The organism is Aeromonas sp. QDB63 (assembly GCF_027707425.1).
In the GTDB taxonomy this organism is placed as follows: Bacteria; Pseudomonadota; Gammaproteobacteria; order Enterobacterales; family Aeromonadaceae; genus Aeromonas; species Aeromonas caviae.
The window spans coordinates 1-1,831 of the sequence record NZ_JAPCIS010000069.1 but is presented as its reverse complement, the minus strand read 5'-3'; the positions used below and the strand labels follow the sequence as shown (position 1 = coordinate 1,831).

The following is a 1,831-nucleotide window of genomic DNA, read 5'->3' as shown; positions in this document are numbered from 1 at the left end:
ACTCATAATGAACCCTTTTTCATGGCTCCAGATGACAAACATGATCTCATATCAGGGACTTGTTCGCACCTTCCCTAGACCTTGACCAGCTAAACGGATGGAGAGATGTAACGGATACCTTTGGACTAACTCCTTTTGAATTGCCGCACCAAGCCAAAAGAAACCAAAGTAAGCTGTGACAGAGGGCCGGTAGAACCACTACAGCCGTCATTGTCGCCACCATCATTACCACCGTTATCAATATTGACGCCTTGCACAGTGATAGCGATTGGCTTGGTGATCACGTTAGTGCCAGTACCGCTACGCAAACCGAGGGGGGACTCGCTTGGCAAGCATAAACTACCAGATCACGGGCTGTCATGCGCACTGTGTAGGTCGGATTGCCCGCCGCATCGAGTACCGCTTGGCAAGTGGTCGGGTCAAAGCGCACCAATTGCGAGATTCCATCGTTGTAGTGTTGGCCAACAACGGCGCTGCCAGATTGGTTATACAGCTCTACAGAAAGACGCTCGGTTGCTACATCAGTACCGGAGGCAGTGATGGTTACGTCGATGTACAGTTTGTCATTGGTCAGGGTTGTGCTGTCTATTGCCATGACGAAAGTGCGGTCAGCAACCTCCTCGGCATGAAGCCCGCACCAGACCCTTTTGCCCATACGTAGTAAGCACGGAGATTACCATCTGGCATTTTCATCGTGCTTGAGGCATAAGGGCTGTGTACAGCGCAGGTCAGGTCTTGAATGTCTTGTTAGTGCAAATACCATCCCAAAGACGGTGGCGCTTTGATACCAAAATCAGGGCCGTAAGAATCGCGTACTCCAACGACTTTCTCATTGATCAGCATAACAAGTCATGCGGTTGGCGTTCAGCACGGTATCGCTCATAACGAGGATCTGTTTTACCTCGAAGTGCAGATCTACATAAGCGCCATTGTTGACGATATCTGTACGTTGACTTGCGTAATAATCGCCCATAGCCGATACGCGCTGGTTAATGGTGTTAAACACCTTTTCCACACCATTCTTATCGACAATGAACAGGGCACTATGACGTTAACATCAATAGTAGCAGCGGCTGTTACCACATTACTTGCAACCAATACCACAGCCATCAGGAACCTCCTTGACATCATTAACCCCACCAGAACTGATGTTTTAATTTGAGTGCACGAAATAATATTAAGATACCCTTTCATACAAGGAGGTGTATATTTCCCACAAGTTAACTTTCTAATTTGTGAAACTATGTACAGGACATTTTTACCACAAATCGCTGTGGCTTGAGTGGAACAAACTTAAGGGACGATGAGCCGATCATCACCATCAATTTAAAATCCTCATCATGAACAAGGCACTTCAGTCGCTCGCTGGTAGAAACAATGATGGCGCATTTCAAAAAGTTGATGGAGGGCACTGAATCAGGGATGATAAGTAAAACCTTATGTGAGCGCGATAAACAAACTGAACACCCTTGGTTCGACAGTAAGAAAGCCCGCGTGTCACAGCCAACTGGATCTGGGAAATCAGGCTAATTTAGACAACAACGCCACATATCCGAACAAAGCTACGACCATTAAAATGTAATCATCAATACAGGTTAATGACAGGGTTAACTTGATGGCATATAAAGGGGCTATTGCCATAATATGGCAATTTTTATCGAACATTTTTCCATGCTTACAGCTATGATTTCATCATGTACACAAACCCTACTCATTAAAAAATATAGTTTTAAAAAACAATCTGTTAGATGAATTAAATAGCTGTTCCGAATAGTAGATCACCGGAGGAAGGGAACTCAGTCCAGTTTGTGCGATCTGATTAGTCGCTAAA

2 protein-coding genes are annotated in these 1,831 nt (G+C 45.2%); both read right to left on the bottom strand.

The genetic code is table 11. From position 1 onward, the window contains the following. Positions 1–280: 280 nt before the first annotated feature. Positions 281–595: a hypothetical protein gene (locus PG879_RS20380; protein WP_203133438.1), complete on the bottom strand. Its 315-nt coding sequence runs from the start codon at positions 593–595 to the stop codon at positions 281–283. Positions 596–829: 234 nt separating this feature from the next. Continuing rightward, positions 830–1,006, bottom strand: a complete 177-nt coding sequence (locus PG879_RS20375; RefSeq protein WP_182976558.1) for a hypothetical protein — start codon at positions 1,004–1,006, stop codon at positions 830–832. Positions 1,007–1,831 lie beyond the last annotated feature (825 nt).